Source organism: Rhodobacter aestuarii (assembly GCF_900156655.1).
Classification (GTDB): Bacteria; Pseudomonadota; Alphaproteobacteria; order Rhodobacterales; family Rhodobacteraceae; genus Rhodobacter; species Rhodobacter aestuarii.
In genome coordinates this window covers 16,257-39,629 of record NZ_FTOG01000013.1, presented here as the reverse complement: position 1 = coordinate 39,629, position 23,373 = coordinate 16,257, and the positions used below count along the sequence as shown (strand labels likewise).

At 61.7% G+C, this 23,373-nt stretch carries 22 protein-coding genes; 10 read left to right on the top strand and 12 right to left on the bottom strand.

Annotated elements, in window-relative coordinates; translation table 11 throughout:
* Positions 1-17: 17 nt before the first annotated feature.
* Positions 18-1,502 carry a glycerol kinase GlpK gene (gene glpK / locus BW967_RS16370; protein ID WP_076486178.1) on the bottom strand — a complete coding sequence of 495 codons (1,485 nt, stop codon included), beginning with the start codon at positions 1,500-1,502 and terminating at the stop codon, positions 18-20.
* 10 nt (positions 1,503-1,512) lie between these two features.
* Positions 1,513-3,081, bottom strand: coding sequence for a glycerol-3-phosphate dehydrogenase (gene glpD / locus BW967_RS16365; RefSeq protein ID WP_076486177.1), 1,569 nt, complete (start codon positions 3,079-3,081; stop codon positions 1,513-1,515).
* A 235-nt stretch (positions 3,082-3,316) separates the two neighbouring features.
* Here glpD and ileS point away from each other — a divergent pair, with 235 nt between their 5' ends.
* Positions 3,317-6,220, top strand: coding sequence for an isoleucine--tRNA ligase (gene ileS, locus BW967_RS16360; RefSeq protein ID WP_076486213.1), 2,904 nt, complete (start codon positions 3,317-3,319; stop codon positions 6,218-6,220).
* Between the two features lie 65 nt (positions 6,221-6,285).
* On the opposite strand, the gene BW967_RS16355 is transcribed toward ileS, so the two are convergent.
* The 6 genes from BW967_RS16355 to fsa form a co-directional block, all read right to left on the bottom strand.
* Entirely contained in the window at positions 6,286-6,984 is a 699-nt protein-coding gene (locus BW967_RS16355; protein WP_076486176.1) for a CDP-alcohol phosphatidyltransferase family protein, read from the bottom strand.
* 72 nt (positions 6,985-7,056) lie between these two features.
* Positions 7,057-7,416 (bottom strand): hypothetical protein, encoded by a 360-nt coding sequence (locus tag BW967_RS16350; RefSeq protein WP_076486175.1) that lies wholly within the window; start codon positions 7,414-7,416, stop codon positions 7,057-7,059.
* A 151-nt stretch (positions 7,417-7,567) separates the two neighbouring features.
* Positions 7,568-8,464 (bottom strand): EF-hand domain-containing protein, encoded by an 897-nt coding sequence (locus BW967_RS16345; RefSeq protein WP_076486174.1) that lies wholly within the window; start codon positions 8,462-8,464, stop codon positions 7,568-7,570.
* A gap of 127 nt (positions 8,465-8,591) precedes the next feature.
* Positions 8,592-9,515 carry a tyrosine recombinase XerC gene (locus BW967_RS16340; protein ID WP_076486173.1) on the bottom strand — a complete coding sequence of 308 codons (924 nt, stop codon included), beginning with the start codon at positions 9,513-9,515 and terminating at the stop codon, positions 8,592-8,594.
* A 12-nt stretch (positions 9,516-9,527) separates the two neighbouring features.
* Positions 9,528-10,232, bottom strand: coding sequence for a DUF484 family protein (locus tag BW967_RS16335; RefSeq protein WP_076486172.1), 705 nt, complete (start codon positions 10,230-10,232; stop codon positions 9,528-9,530).
* A gap of 128 nt (positions 10,233-10,360) precedes the next feature.
* Positions 10,361-11,014, bottom strand: a complete 654-nt coding sequence (gene fsa, locus BW967_RS16330) for a fructose-6-phosphate aldolase (protein WP_076486171.1) — start codon at positions 11,012-11,014, stop codon at positions 10,361-10,363.
* Positions 11,015-11,112: 98 nt separating this feature from the next.
* Between fsa and BW967_RS16325 the strand changes: the two genes are divergently transcribed.
* The 3 genes from BW967_RS16325 (at position 11,113) to BW967_RS18580 (ending at position 14,682) form a co-directional block, all read left to right on the top strand.
* Positions 11,113-13,302 (top strand): primosomal protein N', encoded by a 2,190-nt coding sequence (locus BW967_RS16325; RefSeq protein ID WP_076486170.1) that lies wholly within the window; start codon positions 11,113-11,115, stop codon positions 13,300-13,302.
* Positions 13,303-13,355: 53 nt separating this feature from the next.
* Positions 13,356-14,225 carry a 50S ribosomal protein L11 methyltransferase gene (locus tag BW967_RS16320; RefSeq protein WP_076486169.1) on the top strand — a complete coding sequence of 290 codons (870 nt, stop codon included), beginning with the start codon at positions 13,356-13,358 and terminating at the stop codon, positions 14,223-14,225.
* A 109-nt stretch (positions 14,226-14,334) separates the two neighbouring features.
* Positions 14,335-14,682, top strand: coding sequence for a hypothetical protein (locus BW967_RS18580; RefSeq protein ID WP_076486168.1), 348 nt, complete (start codon positions 14,335-14,337; stop codon positions 14,680-14,682).
* Positions 14,683-14,748: 66 nt separating this feature from the next.
* Here BW967_RS18580 and BW967_RS16310 read toward each other — a convergent pair whose 3' ends face one another.
* Positions 14,749-14,937, bottom strand: a complete 189-nt coding sequence (locus BW967_RS16310; RefSeq protein WP_076486167.1) for a DUF1127 domain-containing protein — start codon at positions 14,935-14,937, stop codon at positions 14,749-14,751.
* A gap of 118 nt (positions 14,938-15,055) precedes the next feature.
* On the opposite strand from BW967_RS16310, the gene BW967_RS16305 reads away from it, so the two are divergent.
* From BW967_RS16305 to BW967_RS16285, 5 genes are all read left to right on the top strand, one after another.
* Positions 15,056-15,250: a hypothetical protein gene (locus tag BW967_RS16305; protein ID WP_076486166.1), complete on the top strand. Its 195-nt coding sequence runs from the start codon at positions 15,056-15,058 to the stop codon at positions 15,248-15,250.
* Positions 15,251-15,274: 24 nt separating this feature from the next.
* Positions 15,275-15,826 (top strand): crossover junction endodeoxyribonuclease RuvC, encoded by a 552-nt coding sequence (ruvC, locus tag BW967_RS16300; RefSeq protein ID WP_076486165.1) that lies wholly within the window; start codon positions 15,275-15,277, stop codon positions 15,824-15,826.
* Positions 15,823-16,494 carry a Holliday junction branch migration protein RuvA gene (gene ruvA / locus BW967_RS16295; protein WP_076486164.1) on the top strand — a complete coding sequence of 224 codons (672 nt, stop codon included), beginning with the start codon at positions 15,823-15,825 and terminating at the stop codon, positions 16,492-16,494. The genes ruvC and ruvA overlap by 4 nt, the downstream gene beginning before the upstream one ends.
* 81 nt (positions 16,495-16,575) lie before the next feature.
* Positions 16,576-17,625, top strand: coding sequence for a Holliday junction branch migration DNA helicase RuvB (gene ruvB / locus BW967_RS16290; protein ID WP_076486163.1), 1,050 nt, complete (start codon positions 16,576-16,578; stop codon positions 17,623-17,625).
* A 36-nt stretch (positions 17,626-17,661) separates the two neighbouring features.
* Entirely contained in the window at positions 17,662-18,072 is a 411-nt protein-coding gene (locus tag BW967_RS16285; protein ID WP_076486162.1) for a group III truncated hemoglobin, read from the top strand.
* A 1-nt stretch (position 18,073) separates the two neighbouring features.
* Here the strand turns inward: BW967_RS16285 and BW967_RS16280 are convergent, their stop codons facing one another.
* A complete protein-coding gene (locus tag BW967_RS16280; protein WP_076486161.1) occupies positions 18,074-19,075 on the bottom strand; it encodes a YcjF family protein in 1,002 nt (333 codons plus the stop codon).
* A complete protein-coding gene (locus tag BW967_RS16275) occupies positions 19,072-20,475 on the bottom strand; it encodes a YcjX family GTP-binding protein (RefSeq protein ID WP_076486160.1) in 1,404 nt (467 codons plus the stop codon). The genes BW967_RS16280 and BW967_RS16275 overlap by 4 nt, the downstream gene beginning before the upstream one ends.
* Before the next feature lie 129 nt (positions 20,476-20,604).
* Here BW967_RS16275 and truA point away from each other — a divergent pair, with 129 nt between their 5' ends.
* Positions 20,605-21,372: a tRNA pseudouridine(38-40) synthase TruA gene (gene truA / locus BW967_RS16270; protein WP_076486212.1), complete on the top strand. Its 768-nt coding sequence runs from the start codon at positions 20,605-20,607 to the stop codon at positions 21,370-21,372.
* Here the strand turns inward: truA and BW967_RS16265 are convergent, their stop codons facing one another.
* The gene (locus BW967_RS16265; protein WP_076486159.1) at positions 21,373-23,289 is read right to left on the bottom strand and encodes a polysaccharide biosynthesis protein; all 1,917 of its coding nucleotides are present in this window, start codon (positions 23,287-23,289) and stop codon (positions 21,373-21,375) included.
* Between the last annotated feature and the right edge of the window lie 84 nt (positions 23,290-23,373).

The following is a 23,373-nucleotide window of genomic DNA, read 5'->3' as shown; positions in this document are numbered from 1 at the left end:
AATCCGGGCCGACGGTGTTAGACCGCCATCGCCGCCTGCACCGCCCGCTGCCAGCGCGCATATTTGGCGTTGCGCTCGCCCCGCGGCATTTGCGGGGTGAAGCGCGTCTCAAGCGCCCAGCTTTCGGCAAATTCTGCGGGTGGCGGGCAAATGCCCGCCTGAAGCCCCGCCAGATAAGCCGCACCCAAAGCTGTGGTTTCGGTCACCACGGGGCGATCCACCGGCGCGCCCAAAATATCGGCCAAAAACTGCATCGTCCAATCGCTGGACACCATGCCCCCATCGACACGTAGCACACCCTCAGCCGCCGTGCCCCAATCGGCCCGCATCGCCTCCAACAAATCGCGGGTTTGCAGGCCCACACTTTCAAGCGCCGCACGGGCAAATTCGGCGGGGCCAGAATTGCGGGTAAGCCCAAAAATCGCGCCCCGGCAATCTGGGTTCCAATAGGGTGCCCCCAGCCCGGTGAAGGCGGGCACCATCACCAAGCCCTGCGCCGCCTCTGCCTGTTCGGCCAAAGGCTGGGTTTCGCTCGCTTGGGCAATGATCTTCAGCCCATCGCGCAGCCATTGCACCACTGCGCCTGCAATGAAGATCGAGCCTTCCAGCGCATAGGTGGTTTCGCCATTTAGCCTGTAAGCAATGGTGGTGAGCAGCCGATTTTGTGAGGCCACCCGCTCGCCCCCGGTGTTCAACAGCGCAAAGCACCCCGTCCCATAGGTGGATTTGAGCATCCCCGGCGTGAAACAGGCCTGCCCCACGGTCGCGGCCTGCTGATCGCCCGCAACGCCAAGGATCGGGATTTCCGCACCAAACAGGGCCGCATCTGTTGCGCCAAAATCATCGGCGCAGTCTTTCACCTCGGGCAAGAGACTCATCGGGATATTGAGGAGCGCACAAATCTCGCTGTCCCAAGCATTCGCGCCAATATCGTAAAGCAGCGTGCGCGCGGCATTGGTGGCATCGGTCACATGGCGCTGGCCACCGGTCAGCCGCCAAATCAGGAAGCTGTCAATCGTGCCAAAGGCCAACTCGCCGCGCAGCGCTTTCTCCCGCGCGCCCGGCACATTGTCCAACAGCCAAGCAACTTTGGTGGCAGAGAAATACGGGTCGAGCAGCAGACCGGTTTTATCGGTGATGCGCGGCTCATGCCCGCTCGCACGCAAACTGGCGCAGGTTTCCGCGGTACGGCGGTCTTGCCAGACGATGGCATTGTGGATGGCCTCGCCCGTGGCGCGATCCCAAACCACCGTGGTTTCGCGCTGGTTGGTGATGCCAAGCGCCGCAATATCGCTTGCGGCGAGCCCCGCTTTGGCCAACGCGCCCCGCACCGTCGACAGAACGGTTTGCCAGATCACCTCCGGGTCATGCTCCACCCAACCGGGGGCGGGGTAGATCTGCGCGAATTCCTCTTGTGCGACGGCCTGAACGCGCAGGCCCTCGTCAAAGATAATCGCGCGGGTCGAGGTCGTGCCTTGGTCAATCGCCAAAATATGCGTCATCGCCGCCCCCTTAAATCTGTTGCTGCATCCATTCATCAAGCGCGGCAATCTCTTCTGCCGTCATCCGAAGCCCCAGCTTGGTGCGCCGCCAAACAACATCTTCTGCGGTTTGCGCCCACTCACGCGCGATCAGCCAGCGCAGCTCCACCTCGGTCAGGCCCGCACCAAAATCGCGGCCAAGGTCGGGGGCACGGTTTGCCTCGCCCAGCACCTCAAACACTTCGGTGCCGTAAGCATGGGCCATCCGCAACGCCCGCGCCTCGCCCAAGAAACGATAGCGGACCCGGATCCGTTCGGTCAGCGCGCGGGCCCCATAGCCAAAATCGCCCCCGGGCAGCGGAGCCCCCGCCGTCCAAGCGGACTGAGCTTTCGGGAAGTAGGTGGCAAGCTTATCCACCGCCGCTTGCGCCAAATGCCGATAGGTGGTGATTTTGCCGCCATAGATAGTGAGGAGCGGCGCGCCTTCGGCCTCTAGCTGCAGCACATAATCGCGCGTGGCAGCGGTGGCCGAAGCCGTGCCATCATCATAAAGCGGGCGCACCCCAGCAAAAGACCACACCACATCCTCAGCCGAGATCGGCGTTTCGAGGTAGTGATTGGCGAAGTTGATCAGATAATCCCGCTCGGCTTCCGTGCAATGCGCCGTTTCCGGCGGGGTCGTCTGCGCGGCCTCCGTGGTGCCGATCAGGGTGAAATCCTGCTCAAACGGCAAAAGGAAGATGATCCGCCCATCCGGCCCTTGCAAAAACAGCGCGCGATCATGGGCGAACAGCTTTTTGGTGACGATATGCGCGCCCCGCACCAAACGCACATGCGCCGCGCCTTGATGGGCAAGCGGGCCGTGCGTGACCGCATCCACCCAAGGGCCAGCGGCATTCACCAGCCCTTTGGCATGGTGGACCACTTGGCCCTTAGGCCCCTCAGTCGTGACCTCCCAATGATCGCCTTGCCGTTTCGCCGCCACCACTTTGGTGCGGGTCAGCACTTTGGCCCCACGCGCCGCCGCATCGCGGGCATTGAGCACGACCAACCGGGCATCATCGACCCAAGCATCGGAATATTCCCAGCCTTTGCGAAACTGCGGCTTCAGCCCCCAACTTTCATGCTTGCGGCTCGCCTTGCCCTTGCGCAGATCCAACCGCTCGGTACGGGGCAGATCATGCTTGCCGCCCATATGGTCATAAAGAAACAACCCCAGCCGGATCAGCCATGCCGGGCGCCGGCCCCGCCACCACGGCGCAACCCGACCCAACCATTTGCTGACAGGCGAGCCCTTTTCAAACCGCATCGCCGGGTCATAGGGCAGCACAAAGCGCATCGGCCAAGCGATATGCGGCATCGCTTTCAAAAGCAGTTCCCGTTCGGCCAAAGCCTCCCGCACCAGTTTGAAATCCAGATATTCCAGATAGCGCAGCCCGCCATGAAACAGCTTGGAGGAGGCAGAAGACGTGCCCTGCGCCAAATCGCCTTGCTCGGCCAGTGTAACGCTCAGCCCCCGCCCCGCCGCATCGCGGGCAATACCGCATCCGTTTACCCCGCCGCCGATCACAAAAAGATCGGTCATTTCCGGCTCACCCATGCCCCTGCTCCTTCTTTGGCTCGGATCATCGTCTTTTTGCCCACAATGGCAAGGCACTGTGGCCCCCTTCGCGCTTGCCCGCCCTGTAGCGCGCGCCTATAACGCGCCCATGACCGGGCTTTGCTTCATACATCGAATTACCGGCCCGGCGCTCTGACGCGTCAGGGTTGCCGGGAGTATGCAAGACCAAGCCCCGGGCGCACAAAGCGCCCCCTCCAGCCTGAATGGATATGAGATGAGCGCCGACACGCCCGAAAATACCGTCGATTACCGCGACACCGTCTTTCTGCCCGAAACCGAATTTCCGATGCGCGCGAACCTGCCTTCGCGCGAGCCGGACTGGCTCGACCGTTGGGCGAAAATCGGCATCTACGACCGCCTGCGCGAAAAAGCGGGCCGTCCCTCTTTCGTGCTGCATGATGGCCCTCCCTATGCTAACGGCCATCTGCACATCGGCCACGCGCTGAACAAAATCCTCAAAGACTTCATCGTGCGCTCGCAGCAGATGATGGGCAAAGACAGCCGCTATGTGCCCGGCTGGGATTGCCACGGCCTGCCGATCGAGTGGAAAATCGAAGAACAATACCGCGCCAAAGGGCTAAACAAAGACGACGTGGATACCGTCGCCTTCCGCCAAGAATGCCGCCGCTTTGCCGAGGGCTGGATCGACATCCAGCGCGAGGAATTCAAACGCCTTGGCATCACCGGCAAATGGGAAAAGCCCTATCTGACGATGGATTACCACTCGGAGGCGGTGATCGCGGAAGAGTTCATGAAACTGCTCATGAACGGCGCGCTCTATCAGGGTTCAAAACCCGTGATGTGGTCGCCGGTTGAAAAGACCGCGCTGGCCGAGGCGGAAGTGGAATATCACGACCACACCAGCCACACGATCTGGGTGCGGTTTAAACCGCGCAACGGGCTGGATGGCGCGAAAGTGGTGATCTGGACCACCACGCCTTGGACGATCCCGCAAAACCGCGCCGTCGCCTATGGCCCGGGCATCGCCTATGGCCTTTACGAGGTCACGGGGCGCCCCGAAAACAGCACCGCGGTGATCGGCGAATACCTTGTGCTGGCCGATGCTTTGGCCACCCAAGTGATGGCTGCCGCGAAGCTGGATGAAACCATGTATCGCCGGTTGCGCGATGTGCCGGTTTCGGAATTTGAAGGCGTGCAACTGGCCCACCCCTATGCCGGCATCGAAGGCGGCAATGGCGAGTGGGACTTCGACGTGCCGATGCTGCCGGGCGATCATGTGACCGATGATGCGGGCACGGGCTTTGTGCATACCGCGCCAAGCCACGGTGATGACGACTATCAGCTTGGCCTGAAATTCGGCCTGCCGATGACCTATAACGTCGAACCCGATGGGTCCTATCGTGCCGATCTGCCCGTTTTTGGCGGGCAAACGATCATCCAGCCCGATGGCAAAGAAGGCCCGGCCAACGTGTCCAACATCAAGGCGCTGCACGCTCAAGGCGCGCTTTTGGCCAAGGGCAAATTGAAGCACTCTTACCCGCATTCGTGGCGCTCCAAAGCGCCGCTGATCTTCCGCAACACGCCGCAGTGGTTTGCCGCCATCGACGTGAAGCTGGAAGACGGGATGGATACCTATGGCGAAACGATCCGCGCCCGCGCGCTCAAATCCATCGACGAACTGGTGCAATGGACCCCGGTCACCGGGCGCAACCGGCTTTATTCGATGATCGAGTCGCGGCCCGACTGGGTGCTGAGCCGTCAACGCGCTTGGGGCGTGCCGCTCACCTGCTTCACCAAAGTCGGCGCGAAACCGACCGATGCAGACTTCCTGCTGCGCAACGCCGAGGTCAACGCCCGCATCTCCGCCGCGTTTGAGGCCGAGGGCGCGGACGTTTGGTACACCGAAGGCTTCAAAGAAAAGATGCTCGACGGCATCGTTGATCCGGCAGACTACACCCAAGTTTTTGACGTGCTCGACGTGTGGTTCGATTCTGGCTCGACCCATGCCTTTGTGCTGCGCGACCGCGAAGATGGCACCGCCGATGGCATTGCGGACCTTTACTTGGAAGGCACCGACCAACACCGCGGCTGGTTCCATTCCTCGATGCTGCAAGCCTGCGCCACCAAGGGCCGCGCGCCCTATCGGGGCGTGCTGACCCACGGTTTCACGCTGGATGAAAAGGGCATGAAAATGTCCAAATCGCTCGGCAACACCGTCGCGCCCGCCGATGTGATCGGCCAATATGGCGCCGACATCTTGCGGCTTTGGGTGGCGCAATCGGATTACACGGTCGATCTGCGGATCGGCAAAGAGATCCTGAAAGGCACCGCCGACAGCTACCGCCGCCTGCGCAACACGCTGCGCTTCATGCTGGGCGCGCTTGCGGGCTACAGCGAGGCGGAAGCGGTCGCCCCGGAAGAAATGCCGGAGTTGGAGCGGTGGGTGCTGCACCGCTTGGCGGAATTGGATGAAGCCGTGCGCAAAGGCTACACGGCTTACGATTTCCAAGGCGTGTTCCAGACGCTCTTCACCTTCTGCACGGTGGAGCTTTCGGCCTTCTATTTCGACATCCGCAAAGACGCGCTTTATTGCGACGGGGCGGACAGCATGCGCCGCCGTGCCGCGCGCACGGTGCTGGATCTGCTGTTCCATCGCCTGACGAAATGGCTCGCGCCAATGCTGCCTTTCACGATGGAAGATGTCTGGCTGAGCCGCTTCCCCGGAGAAACGAACTCGGTCCATCTCGAAGACTTCGCCGAAACGCCCGCCGCATGGCTCGCACCGGAACTGGCCACGAAATGGGACGGCATCCGCCGCGCCCGCCGTGCCGTGACCGCCGCATTGGAAGTGCAGCGCACCGCCAAGGTGATTGGCGCCAGCCTTGAAGCCGCGCCCGTGGTGCATGTGGAAGATGCCGCGCTGGAAGCGGCGCTGAAATCGGTCGATTTTGCCGATATCTGCATCACCTCGGATCTGTCGCTCACCAACGATGCGGCCCCGTCCGAAGCCTTCCGCCTGCCCGAAGTGCCGGGCATTGCAGTGGTCTTTGAAACGGCTGAGGGCGAGAAATGCGAGCGCTGCTGGAAGATCCTGCCCGATGTCGGCAGCCATGCGCATCCGCATACCTGCAAACGCTGCAATGATGTGCTGGGCTAAGTTGCCTACAAGTCCATAAGAAAGGGCGCCTTCGGGCGCCCTTTCTTATGCCTATCGCGATCAGCTTAAGCCGTTTTCCGCTCTGGGATGATCTGCTGCAAGATCCCCACCACCAGCAGATAAACCGAGGTGATGGCCAGCCCCCAATGCGCCCAGTTGCCCTCGTCAAAATCGACCCAAGCGGCGCGGGCGGCAAAGATCGTCCACAAAAGCGCCACCGTCAGCGACAGCGGCCGCCAACGCACCGTGCGCACCGGATGGATGAATTTGAGCGGCAAGAACATCGCCAAGGTCAGTGCCAGCACAACTCCCAACGTCACCCAATAGCCGGGGCTGAGCGCAAAGAGCACCAGCACCACCATGTTCCAGCACCCCGGAAAGCCCGAAAAGGAACAATCCTTCATCTTCATCCGCGTATCGGCGAAATAGACGACGCTAGCATAGGTGATGACGATGATCGCCAGCCACCCCGTCCAGCCCGGCAACAGGCCAGATTTGAAAAGCGCATAGGCCGGAATGAAGACATAGGTCAGGTAGTCGATGATCAGATCCATCAACACCCCGTCATAGGTGGGGCAGTTGGTCTTTACATCGTAGCGACGCGCCAAGGGGCCATCGATGCCGTCAACGACGAGCGCGACCACCAGCCACAAAAACATCAGCGACCATTTCTCTTCCACGGCAGCGAGCATCGCAAGCATGGAGAGCACAGCGCCGGTGGCGGTGAACAAATGAACCGAAAGAGCTTTAAGACGTATATCCATGGGCTTCTCCTGCCGTAAACCTGCCAAGGATGCAACCCGAGCGGCCCGCAAAGCCCATGCGTGCTTTTGCCCCTAGCGCATTTCCCCCAAGAGTGCCTGCAAACGCAGCGCCCCGACTGCATCCGAACCAACTTCTGAAGCGGGTTGAGCCGCGCCATGGAAAGCGGCGAAGAGCGATTCCGCCATAGACGGGGCGCTGACCGGGGCAGATTGCGGGGCCGTCGTGGGCGCCTCTTCAACCGCCGCGACAGCCTCGCCCCCCTCCGACGCGGAAAAGGCCCGAAACAGCGCCTCCATCTCCGCCCCACTCGGTGCCGTGACAAGGTTTTCAAAGGCCTCGGCGCGTGCCGCATTGGCAGGCGCAGGCGCCGAAACCTGCGGCGTGGTGGACAGATTTGGGGGGGTAAGACCCGAAAGATGGGGGAGGTCCATCGGGGGCTCCTTCAGCGGGGTGTTCTGCGCGCAACTTGCACGGCACGCGTGAACAGCCGCTTACCGAAAGACCCCATCACACAGGCGATCTCATTCGGATTTTAATGGTAAAGGCGGCCGGGCCGAGGCAATGCCCCGGCCCGGTCTTGGCTCAGGAAATGTCTTTAAGAAGCGACATGAACTGGTTCGCCAGATCCCGATCAACGGTGACGCTGCCAGTCTCTTCCTGCGAGGACAAAGCCGCAAAGAGCGACTCATAAAGCGATTGCGCCGGACTTTCGGTGCTGCTCGTCCCTTCAGCGCTTTCCCCCGGCGGCGGCCCCGGAGGCGGTCCGGGCGGCATGCCGCCCCGTTCGCCACTGGCCCCGGCCCCGCCAGACCGCGATGCGGCTTCTGCCGTGTCAACTTCGGTCTGGCTCAACAAGCCATCGCCATCGGTGTCGATGCTGGTGAATTGCTCTGAGAGCAGATCAGCGACCGGGCTTGCGGCGATTTCTTCAGCCGACAAAAGCCCATCACCATCGGTATCATCATTCTCGGCCAAAGCTTCAAAGAGCGAGGTGATATCAGACGTGCTCTCTTCTCCCGGAGGCGGGCCAGAGGGCGGCGGACCACCGGGGCCGCCCGGTCCCCCCGGGCCACCGGGACCGCCGCGGTCACTCGACTCGCTGGTGCTTCCCGAGCGGCTTGCGGCTTCTGCCGTATCGACCTCGGTCTGGCTCAGCAGGCCATCCCCGTCGGTATCAATGCTCGAGAATTGGTCCGACAGCAAATCCGCCACCGGGCTTGCGGAGATTTCTTCGGCCGACATGAGCCCGTCTCCATCCGCATCATCATTCGCGGCCAGCGCCTCAAACAAAGACTGCGCATCGACGCCCCCGGAGGAGGAAGCGGGCTGTGGCGGAGGGGGCGGCGGCGGGCGCGACCCCTCTGTTTTTTGCGCCGAAGCGGAGCCGCTTGCGGCGCTGGTCGTCGCACTTTGCTGAAGCGCAGCAAGCGCGGAACTGCCCGAATAGGCGGACAACGAAGTAAGCGAAGAAACGTTCATCACATGATCCTTTCTGGATGACGACGTGCCTGAAGCCTCGTCTCATGTGATGAACGGTTCCTTGCCCGAGGCCTCCAGCCCCCGTAAACCTAGGTTTGTAAAGCGCTGGATTTTATCGGGTTATGGCTCAAGCCCGCGGATGAGCAGCCTCATAGACCTCCATCAGGCGCGCCGCATCGACAGCCGTGTAGACCTGAGTCGTCGCAAGGCTCGCGTGGCCCAAAAGCTCTTGAATCGCGCGCAAATCGCCGCCTGCCGACAACAAATGCGTGGCAAAGCTGTGGCGCAGCGCGTGCGGCGTAGCGGAGGCAGGCAGGCCCAGCGCGGCGCGGGCGCGTTCCATCGACTTCGCCACAATCCGCGCGCTTAAGGGACCGCCGCGCAAACCGCGAAACACCTCTTCCCACGGCGCGGGGACAAAGGGGCACAGCCGCAGATATTCATTCATCGCGTCGCGCGCAGCGGGCAGCACGGGCACAAGGCGCTCTTTGTCACCCTTGCCGCGAATCCGCAGAACGTCGGGCAAAGGCACATCTTCGCCTTTCAGGCTCAGCGCCTCAGAAATCCGCAGCCCACAACCGTAAAGCAAAGTCATCACTGCCGCATCGCGCGCAGCGACCCACGGCTCGGCGGCTTGCAATTCCACCTGTTCGATCACCGCTTGGGCGGCATCTTCGGCCAAGGGGCGCGGCAGCTTGCGCTGATATTTCGGCGCGCGGGTAGCAAGCACGTGAGTCGTGTCAAAGCCCTCACGTTCCCCAAGCCAGCGCATGAAGCTTTTCACCGCCGAAAGCGCACGGGCCAGCGAGCGGCCCGAAAGCCCCCGGTTGCGCTCATAGGCCATCCACGCGCGCATGTCCGAAGGCGTCAGCGCACCAAGCCGTTCCATGCCGAGGCTTTCGCCATAATGCAGATGCAAGAAGCCCAGAAAGCCACTCACATCGTTGCGGTAGGCGGTCAGCGTATGCGGTGAAGCGCCCTTGAGCGCGCGCATGTGATCAAGCCAGCGGCCCAACGCCATGCCAGCGGCGGGAGAAAAACCAAAAGCCATGGGACCAGCGCCTTATGCGAGCCAGCGCCGCATCGCGCGCTCAAACACGCCCGCAAAGAAGGCCAGAAGATCGGTACCTTGCGAGGGTTTGAACTGATGCGGGTCTTCGGCGCCCATCACCAGCATGCCGGGCAAGCGGCCTTCGCCAAGATCAAGGCGCATCAGCGCTTCGGAACGGACCCAAGTCGAGGCTTCGCCATAGATCGTTTCCGATTGCGGCATGGTCTGACGCAGCACCACCGGGCGCACCTGCCCGCTTTTGCCCGCGCGCATATATTCATGCACAAAGCCCGGTTCAGCGACGCAAAGCACATCACCCAAACGGCGCAGCGCGGCATCTTCGCCATCTTGCGTGGTCTCAAGCACCAGCTTGACGCTATCGACGCGCAAAATATCGGCGACTTCGGTGCCGAGGTTTTTCAGGAAGCTTTCAAACTCGGTCGGGTCGAGCATCCGCAGCACGGCGCGGTGGATTTGGTTCGTCCCGGCAAGATTTTCATAGGCGGCGGCAATCACCGAGCGGTGGGTATCTTCCAGCCGATCAAGCCGGCGTTCCAGCCGCTCCATCGCCACGCCACGCAAATCGACGATATTGGCGCCCATCGCGCGCTCGTTCGCCGAGATCAGGGCGCGCATCAGGTCGTGATCTTCCAAGATCACATCGGGGTCGTTGATGATCTTTGTCCGGAGTTCGGATGCAAATGCGGTGTCGCTCATGCTCGCCTCTTGGTCAGCGGGTTACCGGAGAAATTGACACAGATTCTAGTTAATTGCAGGTTAAATTTCTCTCAAAAGTGGTAAAGGCCCGCTGAATCCAGCGGGCCTTGTGCAAAATGCAACGGTTCTCAGACGATTTTCTGGCCGGTTTTCGCCCAGTCTTTCATGAACTGATCCAAGCCCTTGTCCGTCAGCGGGTGGTTCGCCATCGCTTTGATCACGGAGGGCGGGGCGGTGATCACGTCTGCGCCGATCCGCGCCACATCGGTGATGTGGTTGACCGAACGGATCGAGGCGGCAAGGATTTCCGTCTCGAAATTGTAGTTGTCGTAGATGGTGCGGATGTCTTCAATCAGCTGCACGCCATCAAGGTTGATGTCGTCAAGCCGCCCGATGAAGGGGCTGATGAAGGTCGCGCCAGCCTTCGCGGCCAAGATCGCTTGCGCCGCCGAGAAGCACAGAGTGACGTTGACCATATGGCCCTCGGATGCGAAAGCCTTGCACGCGGTCAGACCGTCCCAGGTCAGCGGCACTTTGATGGCGATGTTGGAGGCGATTTTGGCGAGTTTCATCCCCTCGGCGATCATGTCCTTCGCCTCGGTGGCCACAACCTCGGCCGAAACCGGGCCGGAGACCATGTCGCAGATTTCCTTCGTCACTTCGAGAATATCACGGCCCGATTTCAAGATCAGCGACGGGTTGGTGGTGACACCATCGACCATGCCAAGGTCATTGAGTTCCTTGATTGACGGAACATCTGCGGTATCGACGAAGAATTTCATTGGGGGCCTCCTGCACTCTCTCCTGAGCGGATTTAGCGCAAACGGCGCCCAAAGGCGAGAGAGGATCGTCACACCATACCGTGTGAAAAGGGGCGCGCATGGCTGAGATTGGCTATTTTGCGCAAGGCGCGCGGGTTTCGGTGCTGACAACCGAACCCATTGGAAAACCGCTTGATTATTTGGCTCCCGAAGGCGGCTGCTTTCCCGGCGCTTTTGTCGAGGTGCCGCTGGGGCCGCGTCGCGTGGTGGGCGTGGTTTGGGGGCCGGGGGATGGCCGCTTTGAGGCCGCCAAGCTGCGCCCGGTAGCACGCGTGCTCGATGTGCCGCCGATGCGGGAAGAATTGCAGCACTTCCTGATCCGCATGGCGGATTACACGATGACCTCTTTGCCCGGTGTGTTGCGGCTCGCCACCCGTACACCGGGGCTGTTTGAGGCCCCCGGCGCGCGCAAAATCTACCAGCTGGGCAATGCAACCCCCGACCGGATGACAGAGGCACGCGAAAAGGTGCTCGCCGTGTTGCGCGATCATGGCGGGGCGGGGTTTTATCAAACTGAGCTTGCCCAACTTGCCGGCGTGACGCCGCAAGTGGTCAAGGGTTTGGTCGCGCAAGGTGCGGTAGTGGAGGCCGAACAGCCGCGCGATTTGCCCTACCCCAAGCTTGACCCGCATCTGCCGGGCAAGGCGCTTTCCGATGACCAAGCCGCCGCCGCCACGGCCCTGCGGTCTGGCATTGGCCAATTTGGCGTCACGCTTTTGAAGGGCGTGACAGGCTCGGGCAAGACAGAGGTTTATCTGGAAGCGGTGGCCGAATGTTTGGCCAAGGGGCAACAGGCTTTGGTGCTTTTGCCCGAAATCGCGCTGACTTCGGAATTTCTGTCGCGGGTGGAGGCGCGCTTTGGCGCGAAGCCCGGCGAATGGCATTCGGGCGCAACGCAGGCAGAGCGGCGCAGGCTTTGGCATATGGTGGCGCAAGGCGGCGCGCAGATGGTGGTGGGCGCACGCTCGGCATTGTTTTTGCCCTATCAAAACCTTGGGCTGATCGTCGTCGATGAGGAGCATGACACCTCGTACAAGCAAGAAGAGGGTGCGCTTTATAATGCGCGCGATATGGCGGTGCTGCGGGCGTCTTTGGCAGGCAGCCAAGTGGTCTTGGCCTCGGCCACCCCAAGCCTTGAAAGCTGGGCCAATGCAGATGCGGGCAAATACCGCCGCGTTGATCTGCAAAGCCGATTTGGGGCCTCGGACCTGCCCGAGATGCGCACCATCGACATGCGCGAAGAACGCATTGAGCCGGTGCATTGGATTTCGCCCAGCCTCGTCGGCGCGGTGCTTGGCGCGCTTTCGCGTGGTGAACAGGCGATGCTGTTTCTCAATCGGCGCGGCTACGCGCCCGTTACCATTTGCCGGGCCTGCGGCCACCAAATCGGCTGCGATCACTGCGATGCAAGGATGGTCGAGCACCGCTTCCAAAAACGCCTTGTCTGCCACCAATGCGGCGAAACGAAACCCATCCCCACAGCTTGCCCGTCTTGCGGGGTGGAGGGCAAATTGGCCCCCGTCGGCCCCGGCGTCGAGCGGCTCGCCGAAGAGGTGAAAGAGCGCTTTCCGACCGCGCGGCTTGCGGTTCTGTCTTCTGACCTCTTTGGCTCGGCGCGCGCGTTAAAAGAAGCTGTCGAGAATATCGCGGCGGGCGAGGCCGATATCATCATCGGCACGCAGATCGTGGCGAAGGGGCATAACTTCCCCCTGCTTACACTGGTCGGTGTGATTGATGCCGATCTTGGCCTGCAAGGCTCTGACCTGCGCGCGGCGGAGCGCACCTTCCAACTGATGCGCCAAGTCGCGGGCCGGGCGGGCCGAGCAGAAAAGCCGGGCACCGCATTGTTGCAAACCTTCCAGCCAGAGCACCCGGTGATCCGCGCCATTTTGGGCGGCGACGAAGAGGCGTTTTGGCGCGCCGAAGCGGCGGGCCGCAAAGCCGTGGGCGTGCCGCCCTATGGGCGCATGGCCGGGATCATACTCTCGGGCCCGGAGATTGAGCCGCTTTTTGAATTGGGCAACGCGCTCGCGCGCAATGACGCTGCGCTGCGCCGGATCGGCGCACAGGTCTTTGGCCCAGCCCCCGCCCCCATCGCGCGGGTGCGGGGCCGCCACCGCGTGCGGCTCTTGATAAAGGCGGAAAAGACAGCCCCCCTGCAGCAAGCGATCCGCGCCTGGTTGCGTGGCATAAAGATGCCCAACGGGGTGAAGCTTGCCATCGACATTGACCCGCAAAGCTTCCTTTAGGTTGACCCGTCGCCGCATTCGCGCCATTGCAGCCAAAACCTTCGGAGCCAGACATGACCACCTTCACCGCCTTCGCCGTTTTGCCCGAGCGCGCGCCTGCCGAGGATCTGGCAGAGCATCTCGAAAGCCTTGATCCCGGCCCCTATGGCGTGGGCGTGTTCGAAATTGAGGACGGCTCCGGCAATTTTGAGGTGGGTGCCTATTTCTTGGAACGCCCGAATGAGGTGGTGCTGGAGCTTTTGGCGGCCGCCTATGGCAGCACCGGCTTTACCGTTTCCGAACTGCCCGAAACCGATTGGGTCGCCCATGTGCGCCGTGAATTGGCCCCGGTCGTGGCCGGGCGTTTCTTTGTGCATGGCAGCCACGATGCCGACAAAGTTCCCGCAACCTCCATCCCGCTTTTGATTGATGCGGCGATGGCCTTTGGCACCGGCCATCATGGCACCACGCTTGGCTGCCTGAGCGCGCTGGACCGGCTGGAGCGTGATGGGCTGCGCGCCAGGAACGTGGCCGATATTGGCTGCGGCACAGCCGTTTTGGGCATGGCGGCTGCGAAACTTTGGCCCGAAACCGTTCTGGCCTCTGACATTGACCCGATCGCGGTGGAAACCGCGCGCGCCAACGTTGTGGGCAATGGTCTTGAAGGCCGAGTGGTCTGCCTAGAGGCCGCAGGGTTCGCCCACCCCGACCTGCAAGCCGCCGCGCCCTTCGATCTGATCTTCGCCAATATCCTCAAGGCACCGCTGATTTCGCTCGCACCCGATATGGGCCGCTTTTGCGCCGAATCGGGGCATGTGATCTTGTCAGGCATCTTGCATGAACAGGCCGATGAAGTGATCGCCGCTTACAAACCGCAGGGCTTTACCCTCGCTTCGCGCGACGAATTTGGCGACTGGACGACATTGGTTCTCAGGCGGAACTAATCGCCAACAGGATCGCTCGCCAAAAGCCTAAACACGGCCCATAATCATTAAGAGGTTGTTAGTCATATTGTTCGGCTAACGCGCACCTTGTGGATTGTGGAGCATGGTCATGAGTGACGCTGGAAGAAACACCTTCGAGCGCCGTCTGGCGCGTATAGATACTATTCATGCCGAAGGCGGCGCCTTCGAGGCGGAGGGCACCTTGGGGCGGCAATGGTATGACAGCCATCGCCGCAAGCAGCGCAGAGCCTTACCGTTTCGCGCTATTGCGATGCTGTTCATCGGCGCGTTGTTGTTCAAAGGCGCGCTTTTGGCAGAGATCGGCCCTGAGCGGTATAACGGCCGCGTCAGCGCTTTGGCGAATGGTTCGGCATTGGAACAGGTGGGGGCTTGGGCCCTGCAAGCAGATGCACCAACGCAGTGGATCGCCGGGCAATTGCGCGCAGCTCTTTACTAAGCGCATCGCGCCCCCAGGACCCGCAACATGCAAAAGGCCGCGCATTTGCGCGGCCTTTGTTTTGGCTCAGCGCCCGATCCGATCAAGGTCGAACCGGGTCAGCCCGATATCACTCAGTTCGCGATCCGTGAACCGCGCAAGGGTGCGGCGGGTGACACGCGCATCGCGCCACAGCGTCACCGCTTCGACAACCCGGGTAAAAAGACCCGCCCGATCGGCCCGGGCGGAAAGGCGATAGCTGTCGATAACGGACATGTCGCGTTCCCTTCATAAACTGCGAAAACATTGGGCAAAGCGCCCGTTTCTTCGCGTCTAGACTTGGGTTTTTGGAAAGGCAAGAGCCTCCATATCAGCGCCGACATGCAGATTTTGCATGGCTTTTCATGTGGTTAATGCGCAATTTGCATGGCACTACAAAATGCGCGATCCCTTCGTCATTTTGACTTCCCGTTCCGCGCGCGGAATGTCGCTTTTGGATCATTTGCACGGGTGGATCGGCACTGGCGGCAAGGTGTCGCGGGGGGAATTGCGCTTTGCGATGTTCTTCTTTTGTGCTAGCCGTGGATAAAATGCCACACATAAGGGCGAGCAGATGCGGGTGATGGGAATTGATCCGGGGTTACGCAACCTCGGCTGGGGCGTGATTGAGATGGAGGGCCCCCGGCTGCGCCACATCGCCAATGGCACGATTCACTCTGCAGGCGATGATCTCGCAAAACGCTTGGTGGCGCTTTATGATGGGCTGTCCAACGTGATTGCGACCCACACCCCAGAGGCCGCTGCGGTGGAGCAAACCTTCGTCAACAAAGATGCCGTGGCGACGTTGAAACTGGGCCAAGCGCGGGGGATTGCGCTTTTGGTGCCCGCGCAGGCAGGGCTTACCGTGGGCGAATACGCACCCAATGCGGTCAAAAAAACCGTGGTCGGCGTAGGCCATGCCGAAAAGGGGCAGGTGCAGCATATGGTGCGTCATCAACTGCCCGGCGTGGTGTTTGATAGCCCCGATGCGGCGGATGCTTTGGCGATTGCCATTTGCCACGCGCATCACCTGCAATCGGCGCAGCGCACCCATGCCGCGCTTTTGGGCCGCGGCGCGCTGGAAATTACCGCAGGCCAAGCCCGGGTGCGGAGGGCACGGTCTTGATCGGGCGGATTGCGGGCATCATCTTGCATCGCGGGATGGATGAAGTGCTGATTGACGTGCGCGGGGTGGGGTACATCGTGCATGTGTCCTCGCGCACCGCCTCCACCCTGCCCCCGGTGGGCGAGGCATGCGCGCTTTATACCGAGCTTGTGGTGCGCGAAGACCTGTTGCAGCTGTTTGGTTTCCCGACGCTGATCGAGAAGGAATGGCACAAGCTGCTTATCTCGGTGCAAGGGATCGGCGCAAAAGCGGCGCTCGCCATTTTGGGCACGCTTGGCCCCGATGGCGTATCGCGCGCGCTGGCTTTGGGCGATTGGAACGCGATCAAGGCCGCGCCGGGGGTAGGCCCCAAACTCGCCCAACGGGTGGTGATGGAGCTTAAAGACAAGGCCCCCACCGTGATGGCGATGGGCGGCGCGCTGACGGTGGACACCGCGCCCTCAGACGAGGTGATTGAAGCAAAACCGAAAACGCCCAAACGCGCCCCGGCGCCTGCGGCGACACCCAAAACCAACTTCACGGCAGAGGCGCTTTCGGCGCTGACCAACCTTGGCTATTCGCCTTCAGATGCCGCGGCGGCTGTGGCGAAAGCCTCGGAACAGCCCGAAGCGACCGATACCGCGAAGCTGATCCGCACCGCGCTGCGCCTCCTTGCGCCCAAAGACTAGCCTTTTCCTCTTGGCCCCATACCAAGGCGCGCGGGGCAGCACCCCGCTTGCCTCCTCCGCCTCCTCGCGCGACAGTAAAGCATGACAGACCCAGATCCGACCCTCCGCCCCGACCGTCTGCCCGAGGACGCCGACCGCGCCCTGCGCCCACAGGTGCTGGAGGAGTTCATTGGCCAAGCCGAGGCACGGGCGAACCTGCGCGTGTTCATTGAAAGCGCAAAGATGCGCGGCCAAGCGATGGATCACACACTGTTTCACGGCCCGCCCGGCTTGGGCAAAACCACGCTCGCGCAGATCATGGCGCGAGAATTGGGCGTGAACTTCAAAATGACCTCGGGCCCGGTGCTCGCCAAAGCGGGCGATCTGGCGGCGATCCTGACCAACCTTGAATCGCGCGATGTGCTGTTCATTGACGAAATTCACCGGATGAACCCGGCGGTGGAAGAAGTGCTCTACCCCGCGATGGAGGATTTCGAGCTGGATCTGGTGATCGGCGAAGGCCCCGCCGCGCGCACGGTGCGCATTGAGTTGCAGCCCTTCACGCTCGTTGGCGCGACCACGCGCCTTGGCCTGCTGACCACGCCCTTGCGGGACCGGTTTGGCATTCCGACCCGGCTGCAGTTTTACACCGAAGACGAGCTTGATCTGATCGTGAGCCGTGGCGCGCGGATGCTCGGCATTCCCGCCGATGCCGATGGCACGCGCGAAATTGCCAAACGCGCGCGCGGCACCCCGCGCATTGCCGGGCGGCTGTTGCGCCGTGTGGTGGATTTTGCGCTGGTGGAGGGCGATGGGCGCCTCACGCGCGACTTGGCCGATGGCGCACTTACCCGGCTTGGGGTCGACCACCTTGGCCTTGATGGGGCCGACCGGCGCTATATGCGACTGATGGCAGACCATTACGGTGGGGGCCCGGTCGGGGTGGAAACGCTGTCTGCTGCGCTGTCTGAAAGCCGCGACGCGATTGAAGAGGTGATTGAGCCTTATCTTTTGCAACAGGGGCTGGTGCAGCGAACCCCGCGCGGGCGGATGCTCGGCCAACGCGCATGGCGTCATTTAGGGCTTGCCGCCCCACAAGCGCCCGCATCCGTGCAAGCTTCGGTCCAGAATGATCTCTTTGAGGGGGAGTGACTGGACGGCCCGCTGCTTCGGCGTATCATTTAACGCATGAACACCCTGCCGCCCCCCCGCTTTGCCGTGACCGAAGACGAGATTGAGCGTGTTGTCGCGCTCTTTTACAAACGCGTGCGTGCGCACCCAGAACTTGCCCCAATTTTTGCCGCCCATGTGGAAGACTGGCCGCATCATGAAGCCAAGATCGCGCGGTTTTGGAAAGGCTCGATCCTGCATGCCAAAGGCTATGAGGGCAGCCCGATGATCGCGCATCGCCGCGCGGGCGATGTGGAAGGGGGACATTTCCCGCTTTGGCTCGCCACCTTTGATGCGGTGCTGCAAGAAACCCTCACCCCCGAGGCGGCAACGGCGTGGTCTGCCCTCGCGCATCGGATCGGCAAGGGCCTGCGGATGGGGGTGGAAGACGTCGGACAAGCGCCCAACGCCGTGCCAAAGCTGCGCTAAATCAATCGTCTTTCGACTTGGAAAACACGCCCGAAAGCGCGCGGCCCGTCAGGCTGCGCACCTTGGGCCGGGGCAGCGCGGCAAAGGGCATCGGGCGGCAGACCTCCATTGCCGCAATGCCCACGCGGGCCGTGAGCGCACCATTGACCACCCCCTCGCCAAAGCGGCGGGAGAGTTTGGCGGCGACATGCCCACCGGCGACCGTATCAATCAGGTCATCGCCTGCCGCCACAGCGCCCGTGGCAACCAGATGCGTCATCACCGTGCGCGCCAGTCGAATGGCGCCGAGCGCGCCCGCGCGGCCACCATAAATTTCCGCCACACGGCGGATCATGCGAATGTTCGCAATCAGCGCGGTGGCCACATCGGCAAGCGCGAGCGGCACAATCGCGGTGATCGTGCCCACGGTGCGCGCAGCGGCCTCCACCTCCAGCCGGGCGGCGGCATCCAGCGGGCCCATCAACTCGGTTTCCGCCATCAAAATCAACGTGCTCGTATCAAGCTGTTCCGGCCCGCGCTCCTTGAGCTTGGACAGCGCCCATTGCAGGTCTTCGCGCCCGGCATAGAGCTTTTGCAGCCGTTTCACGACGCTACGCGCGCCCTCCAAGCGGTCATTTTGCACCGCCTCGGCCACCTCATGCTGGATCTTGTCGAGCCGTCCCAGACGCGCAAAGGCCGCGACCTCGCGCATCGTGACCAAAAAGGCTGCAAACAGAAAGACCCCCAACAGCACCGTTGCCACCCAACCCAAAATCGGGTTGGCGGCAAACAGGCCATCGACAAATTGCCAAGCGGCAATGGTGATCAAAAAGCCCAAAAGCGCGGTGGTCGCCTGCCAGAAAAAGCGGGTGATTTTTGACCGAGGCCGCGCCGCCAAGCGCGCCGCAATTTGCATCGCGCGGCCCTGCGGCATCTCTTGCGCGGCAGGCACATCCACCACCGGTGGCGCCTCGGCGGGCGAGGCGGGCGGGGCGTCGAGTTCAATCATAATGGGGCGCTTCATAGCTTATCCCCAAGCAAGAAGTCGGCAGCACGATCCAGCCGGATATGCGGCGGCCCTTCACCGGGGCGCAGCACCACCGGCGCGGGGGCAAAGTTCATCAGCCCAAAATCGGCATCGAGCCAGCTTTCAGCACCTTCGCGCGCGGGGGCCAAAAGCTGTGCCGGGTCGGAGGGCAGATCGCCCGGATAAAGCGCAACCGAGCGGCCATCGGCCAAGCGGCCCCGCACGGCGGGCAGTTCCTCCCCCTCATGCGGGATCATATCTTCGGAAGTGGTCCGCAGACTCGCCAAAGACATGGCCGTGGTTTGCGCGCCTGCGAAATCGGCCCGGTCTTTCGCTTCACGCAGCAAAGCCTCGGTGATCGCCGTCAGTTTGGCATGTTGGGCGTGGTGCAAATGGTCAGCCTTGGTCGCAGCAAAGAGGATTTTTTCAACCCGTTTCACCCCCATCAGCGTAAGCAAGAAGCCCGGCACACCGGGGCGGAAAGCGCCAAGGATGTTGGCCATCGACTGGCGCAAATCTTCCAAAGCCGCAGGCCCGGCATGGATTGCGCCGAGCACATCAACCAGCACCACCTGCCGGTCGATCCGGGCGAAATGGTCTTGGAAGAAGGGTTTGATCACCTCGCGCTTATAGGCATCAAAGCGACGGGCAAATTCGCGGCCAATCGAATCGCGCGGATATTTACCGGGCGGCACGGGCGCGAAGGTCAGCACAGGTGAACCCGCCATTTCACCGGGCAGCAAGAACCGCCCCGGCGAACAATCCGAAAAGCCCGCCTCGCGCGACGCATGCAGATGCGCGGTGAACGCCTCGGCAATCACACGGGCACTGGGTTCGGTGAAGGGGGCGTAGAGATCAGCCTCATCCAGCGCAGCGAGAAATTCGTCGGCCCCCGGGCGGCCCGGCAAACGATCCAGCACCCCAGTGGACCATTCGTCGAAACTTTGCTCAATCAGCCCAAGGTCCAAAAGCCATTCACCCGGATAATCGACAATATCCAGATGCACGGTGCGCAGGCCCCGCAAGCCCCCCAGCAACCCGCCAGAGGCGACGCGGAAACTCAGCCGCAGTTCAGAAACCGCGCGCGTACCCTCGGGCCAATGCGGGGTCGGGCCCGTCAGATCAGCCAGATGATCCTCGTAATCAAAGCGCGGCACGGTGTCGTCGGGCTGCGGCTTCAGGTAGGCGGCGCGAATACGGTCTGCCCCGGTCATCGCGGGCATCCGCCCCCGATCGAGCAAGTTTGCCACCAGCGACGTAATGAAAACGGTTTTGCCCGCCCGTGAAAGGCCGGTCACGCCCAGCCGGATCACCGGCTCGAACAGGGCTTCGGAAACCGAAGAGCCAAGCCCTTCGATACTGCGGCCGATGTCATCGGCAATCTCTGTGATACCCACTGCGCTGCCTTTCCTGTTTTGTCACAAGATAGGAGCGGTGCGACACATTTCACAGGTGCGAAAGCGGCGCAGGCGGCAAACAGGGGCTTCACCATTGCGTTGCGGGGCCGTGCGCGCTATCGCGCCTTTATGCCCAGATATGCGCTTAAGATTGAATATGATGGTGGCCCCTTTGCCGGTTGGCAAAGGCAGGCAGATCAACCCTCTGTGCAAGGGGCGATTGAGGCGGCCCTAGCGCGGCTTGAACCCGGCGCGCATACCATTGCGGCTGCGGGCCGCACCGATGCCGGGGTCCATGCCACGGGCCAAGTGGCCCATGCCGATCTGACCAAGAATTGGGACCCGTTTCGGCTTTGTGAGGCGCTGAATTATCACCTCAAGCCGAACCCGGTCGCGATTGTTGCCTGTGCACGCGTCGATGAGGATTTCCACGCCCGTTTTTCTGCAAACGAAAGGCGTTATCTGTTCCGCCTTGTGTCGCGCCGGGCGCCGATGGTGCTGGAACGTGGCACGGTTTGGCAGGTGCAAAATGTGCTTAATGCCGATGCAATGCGCGAGGCTGCCGCGTATCTGATTGGCCATCATGATTTCACCACCTTCCGCGCCACGATGTGCCAAGCGAAATCGCCTGTCAAAACGCTGGATGAGATCACGCTGGAAGAGGTGGAAATCCCGCATGGGACCGAGTTTCGCTTCACCTTGCGCGCGCGCAGCTTTTTGCACAATCAGGTGCGGTCTATCGTCGGCACGCTTGAGCGGGTGGGCGCAGGCAGTTGGGCGCCAGAAGATGTTGCCAAAGCGCTTGCGGCAAAGGATCGCAGCGCTTGTGGCCCGGTATCCCCGCCGCATGGGCTTTACCTCACGGGCGTGGGCTATCCGCAAGATCCGTTTTGCTGATCACTCGGCCGGGATATTGCGCGCCAGCGCGCGCCGCGCTTCGACCACCTGACATTGCAGTGCCTCTTCGGGCAGGCTTTGCGGTGCATATTCCGGCACCGCCCACGCGACAGTCGCAATCACATCCACCTCGGAACCACGGTCGATAGCACTGCGCAAATCACGCAGCGCGGCGGCGGTTTCAAGTTCCGACAGATGATGCTCACGCACCCAGATGATCTTGGGATGCGCGGTCGCGCGCGCCCCTTTGCAAAGCATCAGCTCTTCATGCAGCTTTTCTCCCGGGCGCAAACCGGTGGTGACAATTTCAATATCCCCATCCGGGTTGGCCGCGTCACGCACCGTATACCCCGATGCCTTGATCATCTTGCGCGCCAGATCCCCGATTCGCACCGGCTTACCCATATCGAGCATGAACACCTCGCCACCCTCGGCGAGCGAGCCAGCCAGAAGCACCAGTTTCGATGCTTCCTGAATGGTCATGAAATAGCGGGTCACGCGTTCATCCGTGAGCGTCACCGGGCCACCACGGGCGATTTGCTCCCGAAACAGCGGCACAACAGAGCCGGAAGAGCCAAGCACATTGCCAAAGCGCACAATCGAAAAAACGGTTTTGCTGGGGCGCGCAGCAAGATCTTGCACCACCAATTCCGCAAAGCGCTTGGAGGCCCCCATCAAATTGCCGGGCCGCACCGCTTTGTCGGAAGACACCAGAACAAATCGCATCACCCCCGCGTCACGCGCGGCGCGGGCCAAAACCGCCGTACCCAGCGTGTTATTGGAAAGACCAACGCGGGCATTCATCTCCACCAGCGGCACATGTTTATATGCGGCAGCGTGCAAAACAACATCAATCGCCTGCGTCTCAAGCACTTGTTTTACATGGACCGCATCAGTGATGGACCCGAGCACGGGCACCACCTCGACCCCAAGAGGCTCCGCCAAAACGCGCATTTCAGCCTCGGCCTTGTAAAGAGCCAGTTCAGACAGTTCGAACAGCACCAACATCGCCGGGCGGCAGGCAATCACTTGGCGGCACAGCTCAAGCCCAATCGAACCACCAGCGCCGGAAATCAGCACGTTACGCCCGAAATAGGCGGCAAAACCCTCGGGAAGCTCTTCGGTCAACGGATCGCGGCTCAGGAGCGAGGCATTGCCCACAGGCTTCAGCAAATCGCTCAATTCCGCGCCCCCATGAAGCTGGGCAAAAGCGGGCAAGCTTTGCACCTGCACCCCAAGCTTTTCGAGCCGCTGGGTCATGAAGGTCTGTTTGTCGGGCGAAAGCGAGGGCATCGCCAAAATCACCCGGTCGATTTTGTGACTTGCCACCGCTTTGGGCAATTGCGCGCCCGAGACGACTGGAAGGCTGTTGAGCGTCATACCGCCCAGCGCGGCGTTATCGTCAATGAAAGCGCAGACCACAAAATCGGCGCTTTTGCGAAGTTCCTGCGCCAAGGCCATGCCGGTGCGCCCAGCGCCATAAATCGCCACACGCGTAAACTTCGGCGAACGCAGATAAATTTGCGTCAGCACGCCCGTCAGCACGATCCGGCTGAAATAGACGGAAACGAAGCAAATCAAGGCAAAGACAACAGGCAGCCCCGGCGGCAGAGCAAACTGCCCCAGTTGCGCCTGCACCATGGCCACACCCATCAAAATCGCGGCCAAAGCCGCCGTGCGGGCAACCGCGCCCCCTTCGTATTCACGCAGGCGGATTTTGCTCAGACCGAGGCACATCGACAGCACGCCACCGGCAAGCATCGGCAAGGGCAGTTGCACGAGGCTGTCTTGCAGCAAGACCAGCGGCATCAGCCGCGAATCATGCAACAGCAGCATCGCAGCGAGGTAAGAGACCATGACCAACCAAAGGTCCAACGCCAGCAAGATTAGGGACTTCTGGCCACGGCTCAAAGACATGATGGATTTGACGACCAACGCGGTCCAACTCCTCAGAGGATCATCGCAGCCAAGACTAGGCGAACGACCCTAAGATTCCCTTTC